The organism is Gelidibacter salicanalis (assembly GCF_016469035.1).
In the GTDB taxonomy this organism is placed as follows: Bacteria; Bacteroidota; Bacteroidia; order Flavobacteriales; family Flavobacteriaceae; genus Gelidibacter; species Gelidibacter salicanalis_A.
Genome location: NZ_JAEHJZ010000091.1, coordinates 1 through 2,552, shown reverse-complemented (window position 1 = coordinate 2,552; position 2,552 = coordinate 1). Strand labels below are relative to the sequence as shown.

Annotated in this window: 4 protein-coding genes; all 4 read left to right on the top strand. The window is 35.9% G+C overall.

Going from position 1 to position 2,552, the window contains the following annotated elements; all coding sequences use genetic code 11:
- Positions 1-237 precede the first annotated feature (237 nt).
- Positions 238-765 carry a hypothetical protein gene (locus JEM65_RS20900; RefSeq protein WP_233530773.1) on the top strand — a complete coding sequence of 176 codons (528 nt, stop codon included), beginning with the start codon at positions 238-240 and terminating at the stop codon, positions 763-765.
- A gap of 110 nt (positions 766-875) precedes the next feature.
- Entirely contained in the window at positions 876-1,193 is a 318-nt protein-coding gene (locus JEM65_RS20895; RefSeq protein WP_199603651.1) for a hypothetical protein, read from the top strand.
- 17 nt (positions 1,194-1,210) lie between these two features.
- Positions 1,211-1,693: a hypothetical protein gene (locus JEM65_RS20890; RefSeq protein ID WP_199603649.1), complete on the top strand. Its 483-nt coding sequence runs from the start codon at positions 1,211-1,213 to the stop codon at positions 1,691-1,693.
- A gap of 360 nt (positions 1,694-2,053) precedes the next feature.
- Positions 2,054-2,524 carry a hypothetical protein gene (locus JEM65_RS20885; RefSeq protein WP_199603647.1) on the top strand — a complete coding sequence of 157 codons (471 nt, stop codon included), beginning with the start codon at positions 2,054-2,056 and terminating at the stop codon, positions 2,522-2,524.
- Positions 2,525-2,552 lie beyond the last annotated feature (28 nt).

The window sequence follows — 2,552 nt, the reverse complement described above, 5'->3', positions numbered from 1 at the left end:
TATGGGTAAAACGTTGGGTTAAGGGAAGGGTGTTTGGAAGTTGTGCTGTGATTAATTTGGTCAGAATGCACAGAGTTCCATTATTTTGGTCGTTTTTTATACTCCGTGTTCCTTATGAGGACAAAAGATATTATATTTATCGGAACATGGAACACTATCAATAACACTACATATGTGTTAATATCGCTGAGGCGATACTACACATATGCACTCGTTGTGCAACATCTAAAAAAAACGATGGCGAGAAAAATCGGAATTTTAATTTTAACAATAATATTGACACCGATTTTGGCTGGAATTTATGGAATTCTTCACGACCAACTATCTTACTCGATTTCGCCCGAATATTTTACCAAATTCAAATTTGAACAATTCGGATTTGTAGAATATGGATTTGAAAATGAACACGCAACTGTTGCGATAATCGGATTTTGGGCAACTTGGTGGACAGGTTTAATAATTGGAGCAGTAAACGGAATTGTCGGACTAATTCAACCGTCTTCTAAAATAATGTGGAAAAGTGTTTACGGAGCAACGATTCGGACTTTGGGAATCGCAGTCGGAATTGGACTTTTAGGAATATTATTTGGTAAATTCATAATTTCAGGAATTAATACAGATTGGAATATACCAAAAAGTGTGACTGACCGAAATGCATTTTTGACAGTCGGAACAATGCATAATTTTAGTTATATTGGTGGTTTAATCGGACTGATTTTCGGAACGATTTATCAAGTGCGACTGAAAAAAGACGTTGCCCAATAACTAAGGATTCGGCTCGCCGATAGGCCAGAGCTGAATTTTGTGTTGACGCATCCGGTTGGTATGCCGTTTATGGGTATCCGCCTTTGGAGAATGGATTTGGTTAAGGACAATTGGAGATTGCCTTGCGCCAGGCAGCAAATGCCATTGGCAACCTAATGGATACCCACCTTTCAGACTTTTTCCGAAGAGTCGCATATCGAAAGGGAAGACATTCAGCCGCCAGCGCGACAGCAAGAAAACTTGCTGTGATTATATGGAACATGGTCACAAAAAAAGTCGAATATCAACCTCCGAAACAATACCTGTTCCTGGATCAAAAAAGAAAACTTGGGCTCATGAACCGTATTAAAAAACAAATCGATAAATTTGAATTGAAACCCGAAGATCTCGGATTTACAAATAAACTGATTATCAATAACTTAAATTGATGTTAGTTAGTTGGAATATGAAAAACAAGATTCTCACATTAATCCTAATTATTTCTATAAACAGTTTTTCACAAGAAAACAAAAAACTGTTTCAATCGGAATTTGCACCCTTTACAATTCAGTGCGAAAAAATTGGTAGAATTATAACTGACAAAACCACAGAATCAAATCTTTCTGATTGGTATGAGGGAACAGATTCAGATGAGCTTGTAACCGAACTTATAGCATTTGAATCCGAAATTGACAAATCTGACTTAAAAATCACTTACTATTTGACCTTAATAAATGAAAGCCCCTTAATCTATATATTCGACTTTGCTAACGAAGAAACTAAAAAGTCTTTTGGTCAGTTATATATTCGTTTCATTAATCGAGATAATATATTATCTGACAACTTAAAGTTTGTTACAAAAAAGGAAATGGAAGAAATAAAAACTGAATTATTGATTATTCCGCCACCTCCTCCGCCATCTCCGAAAAAAAAGAAAAACGGAAATTAAAATACGTGTGGTAATAACTAAGAATTCGGCTCGCCGATTACTCCCTTCGGTCATGAGTAAGTTGGCCAGAGCTGACTATTGTGTTGACGCATCCGGTTGGTTTGCCGCCTATGGGTAAAACGTTGGGTCAAGGTAAGGGTTTTTGGAAGTTGTGCTGTGATTGATTTGGTCAAGTGTGTACATACTTAGTGGTTATTTATGGGAGAGTATCTTTTTACATTTTGCTCGCATCATAAAAATAAAAAGTGCTTTGATTAAATTGTATCCTATCCTTAAAAGTAATATGTTTGATAGGAACATATAATAGATATAGGTGCAACTAGTTGCTTCTATACGTGTGTTAGCGGCAAGTAAAAAAATATGGCTAGAAAAAAAATAGAACTTGGGGATATTTTCGAATTAAAAACAAGCAAAGGTCATATCTATCTACAATGTGTCCGGATTCCTGCTGACAAACGACAAGGAGTGGAGTTAATTCGTGTTTACTATTATGTACATCCCACACAAACGAAGGATATTTCCCTTATTCAGAAAGGTTCTTTTTTTTATGTAGGTTTTGCACTTCAAGCAGCATACAACAGAAAAATAGTTGAAAAAATAGGAAATGTACATTTAGAAGCTGACTTTAAACCACCAAGATATTTTAGAACAACCAATCCTTTCGGAGAGGGATGGCAAATTATAGATTCAGTGAATTGGCACAGGGAAACAATACAAGAACTAACAAATGAACAACAGAATCTATTTCCTTGGGGAGTCTGGAATGACACATTGATTATTGAGAAATTGGACGAAGGATGGACTCTAGAAAAGTGGAAAATAGAAAAATAAACCTGCCGCTAATAACTAAGAATTCGGC

What these genes read in the sequence shown, in the direction of transcription:
- JEM65_RS20890 (WP_199603649.1), top strand. Translation starts at nt 1,211, where the DNA reads ATGAAAAACAAGATTCTCACATTAATCCTAATTATTTCTATAAACAGT.
- JEM65_RS20900 (WP_233530773.1), top strand. Translation starts at nt 238, where the DNA reads ATGGCGAGAAAAATCGGAATTTTAATTTTAACAATAATATTGACACCG.
- JEM65_RS20885 (WP_199603647.1), top strand. Translation starts at nt 2,054, where the DNA reads ATGGCTAGAAAAAAAATAGAACTTGGGGATATTTTCGAATTAAAAACA.